The following is a 3,224-nucleotide window of genomic DNA, read 5'->3' on the forward strand; positions in this document are numbered from 1 at the left end:
CTCCCAAAGGATGAATGCATTCCAATGTGGGAGCGAGCTTGCTCGCGAAGGGGCCGGTTGAAGCACTACGACTCTCGAGTCAAAGACTCAATTCAACAGACGCACCGGCTCCCCGGCTGCCCATCCCTGAATATCCCCGATCATCTGCCGGAAGAACTGCTCGTAATTCTGCCGACTGACATATCCCACATGGGGCGTGGCGAGGACATTGTCCAGCGTGCGAAACGGGTGCAGGGCCGGCAAAGGCTCTTGCTCGAACACGTCCAGCGCTGCCCCGGCAATGCGCCGTTTCTGTAGCGCCTTGATCAACGCCGCTTCATCGACGATCGGCCCGCGAGCAGTGTTGACCAGCAGCGCGCTCGGTTTCATCCACTCCAGCGCTTGCGCATCAACCAGACCGCGACTGCGTTCGCTGAGCACCAGATGCACCGACAGCACGTCGGCCTGTTCGAACAATTGCTGCTTGCTGACGTACGTCACGCCGGCCTGTTCAGCGCGTTCGGCGGTGAGGTTTTCGCTCCAGGCGATTACCCGCATGCCGAACACCTGGCCGAACTGCGCGACGCGCTGGCCGATGCTGCCCAAACCGAGAATACCCAGCGTCTTGCCGTGCAGATCGCCGCCGAGGCCCTGTTGCCACTGGCCGGCGCGCAAGGCATTGGCTTCCTTCACCAGATCACGGGTGGCCGCCATGATCAGCGCCCAGGTCAGTTCCGGCGCGGCATGTTTGTAACTGTCGGTGCCGCAGACCTTGATGCCCAGCGCTGCAGCGGCCGGCATGTCCAGCGCGGCATTGCGCATGCCGCCGGTGACCAGCAACTTCAGATTGGGCAAGCGCCCGAGCAAGTCGGCGTCGAAGCGCGTGCGTTCGCGCATGACGCAGATCACCTCGTACTGGCCGAGGCGCTCGGCCAGTGCCGCGTTGTCGGCCGGGTAATCATGCACAAAGGTCACTTCACCAATGCTCTCCAGCACGGACCAGTCGACCACGTCGCGTGCCACGTCCTGCCAGTCATCGATCACTGCAATCTGCACCGTCATCGGCTTACCTCATCATGGAGCGGAAGGAGTCTTGCCCAGCCAGCCGAGCAGCGCCTGATGGAATTTTTCCGGTTCCTCCATTTGTGGCGCATGACCCATGCCCGGGAATTCGATCAGCGTCGACTGCGGAATCAGCTTGGCGACCTGTTTGCCGAGCACCTCGTAGTGGCCGATTTTCGCTTTGACTTCCGGCGGTGCGAGGTCCTTGCCGATGGCGGTGGTGTCGGAGGTGCCGATCAGCAACAGGGTCGGCATCTTCAGGTCCTTGAACTCGTAGTACACCGGCTGGGTGAAGATCATGTCGTAGATCAGCGCCGAGTTCCACGCGACCTGGGTCTTGCCCGGACCTTTGCTCAGACCGGCGAGCATGTCGACCCAGCGATCGAATTCCGGCTTCCAGCGGCCGTCGTAATAAGTGGTGCGCTCATAGTCGCGAATGCCCTTGGCCGTGACTTTCAACTCACGCTGATACCACTGATCGACGGTGCGATAGGGAACGCCGAGGGCTTTCCAGTCTTCCAGACCGATCGGGTTGACCATCGCCAATTGATCGACCTGCTCCGGGAACAGCAGCGCATAACGGGTGGCGAGCATGCCGCCGGTAGAGTGGCCGAGCACAGTGGCTTTCTGAATGCCCAACGCCTTGAGCAATTGCTGGGTGTTGGTCGCCAGTTGCTGGAAGCTGTATTGATAGTGCTCGGGTTTGCTGGAGGTGCAGAAGCCGATCTGGTCCGGCGCAATCACGCGATAGCCGGCATCGCTCAAGGCCTTGATCGAACTGTCCCAGGTCGCCGCGCAGAAATTCTTGCCGTGCATCAGCACCACGGTGCGGCCGTTGGCCTTGCCATTGGCGGCGACGTCCATGTAACCCATTTGCAGTTTCTGGCCCTGGGATTCGAAGGCGAAGTGTTTAAGCGTGTAGGGGTATTGGAAGCCCTGCAGCTCCGGGCCGTAGGCAGGCCCTTCGGCGGGGGCGGTTTCAGTGGCTGCGTGCGCCATTATTGGCAGGGCAGCGCTGAGGACGAGGCCGGGCAGCCAGCGGGAAAGCGTGACGGACATAAGCACAAACTCCTTGAAAATTGGCCGACTCTGGAAGGTCGGGATTACGCCGACGTTAAACAAAGGCAATCACACTGAGGGTTGGTTCAACAGAGCCAGCCCAGGGTCAGCAAGGCCAGCACGCCATAGCGCGCGCCTTTGGCCAGGGTGACGATCAACAGAAAGCGCCCGAGCGGTTCGCGCATGACGCCTGCTATCAAGGTCAGCGGATCGCCGATCACCGGCAGCCAACTGAGCAGCAGCGACCAATGCCCATAGCGCTCATAGTGCTTGCGCGCCTTGGCCATATGCTTTGGGCTGACCGGGAACCAGCGTCGATCCTGAAAGCGCTCGATGCCACGGCCCAGCCACCAGTTGACCAGTGAACCGAGCACGTTGCCCAGCGTCGCTACCGCGAGCAAACCCCACAGCCAGTAACGCTCGCTGACGATCAGGCCGACCAGCAGCGCTTCGGATTGCAATGGCAACAAAGTTGCCGCACCAAACGCAGCAAAGAACAGGCCGAAGTAGGCTGCCCCCATCAACGGGCCGGGTAGTCCGCCACTACCACGTCAGCGCCGTCCTTCTTCAGGCCGATCACTTGGTACGCATCGCTCATGCCGTCCATTTCCATGCCCGGCGAGCCCATTGGCATGCCCGGCGCAGCCACACCCAGCAGATCGTCGCGCTTGCTCAACGCAAGCACCTGATCGGCCGGCACATGGCCTTCAACGAATTTGCCATTGATGATCGCCGTGTGGCAGGACGCCAGACGCGGTGGTACGCCGTGCTGCTGTTTAAAGCTGCTCATGTCGCTTTCGACGTGATCTTCGACTTTGAAGCCATTGGCTTCGAGATGGCTGATCCATTTCTTGCAGCAGCCGCAATTGGCATCGCGGTGCACTTCGATCGGGATCAGTTCGGCGGCTTGCGCCAAGGAGGAGATGAACAGGGCGCTCAGGGTTAGCAGACGCAGTTGGCTTCGCATGGGAATGGGCTCTCGACTCGGTGAAGGTCAGCAAGAACGCATTTTGACCGGTTTTTCCATCCCGGCATCAACTGAGTGTTTCCAGTTGCTACAAGACAGCCGAACCAATGTGGGAGCGAGCCTGCTCGCGAATGCGGTTGACCAGCCGCAGATACAG

4 protein-coding genes are annotated in these 3,224 nt (G+C 60.7%); all 4 read right to left on the minus strand.

Features of this window, described 5'->3' with window-relative positions:
* Positions 1-87: 87 nt before the first annotated feature.
* The 4 genes from QMX86_RS27685 to QMX86_RS27700 all read right to left on the minus strand — a co-directional run bounded on the left by QMX86_RS27685 (position 88) and on the right by QMX86_RS27700 (position 3,067).
* Positions 88-1,041 carry a D-2-hydroxyacid dehydrogenase family protein gene (locus QMX86_RS27685; protein ID WP_282387739.1) on the minus strand — a complete coding sequence of 318 codons (954 nt, stop codon included), beginning with the start codon at positions 1,039-1,041 and terminating at the stop codon, positions 88-90.
* A gap of 12 nt (positions 1,042-1,053) precedes the next feature.
* A complete protein-coding gene (locus QMX86_RS27690) occupies positions 1,054-2,100 on the minus strand; it encodes an alpha/beta hydrolase (RefSeq protein ID WP_110645230.1) in 1,047 nt (348 codons plus the stop codon).
* 86 nt (positions 2,101-2,186) lie between these two features.
* A complete protein-coding gene (locus QMX86_RS27695; RefSeq protein ID WP_243243077.1) occupies positions 2,187-2,621 on the minus strand; it encodes a YqaA family protein in 435 nt (144 codons plus the stop codon).
* Positions 2,621-3,067: a DUF411 domain-containing protein gene (locus QMX86_RS27700; protein WP_016774649.1), complete on the minus strand. Its 447-nt coding sequence runs from the start codon at positions 3,065-3,067 to the stop codon at positions 2,621-2,623. The genes QMX86_RS27695 and QMX86_RS27700 overlap by 1 nt, the downstream gene beginning before the upstream one ends.
* Between the last annotated feature and the right edge of the window lie 157 nt (positions 3,068-3,224).

This window comes from Pseudomonas sp. PS01270, assembly GCF_029959775.1.
GTDB lineage: Bacteria > Pseudomonadota > Gammaproteobacteria > Pseudomonadales > Pseudomonadaceae > Aquipseudomonas > Aquipseudomonas atacamensis.

Bases quoted from the DNA above. Each gene is read 5' to 3' on its own strand.
- QMX86_RS27685 (WP_282387739.1), bottom strand. From the start codon at position 1,041: ATGACGGTGCAGATTGCAGTGATCGATGACTGGCAGGACGTGGCACGC.
- QMX86_RS27690 (WP_110645230.1), bottom strand. From the start codon at position 2,100: ATGTCCGTCACGCTTTCCCGCTGGCTGCCCGGCCTCGTCCTCAGCGCT.
- QMX86_RS27695 (WP_243243077.1), bottom strand. From the start codon at position 2,621: ATGGGGGCAGCCTACTTCGGCCTGTTCTTTGCTGCGTTTGGTGCGGCA.
- QMX86_RS27700 (WP_016774649.1), bottom strand. From the start codon at position 3,067: ATGCGAAGCCAACTGCGTCTGCTAACCCTGAGCGCCCTGTTCATCTCC.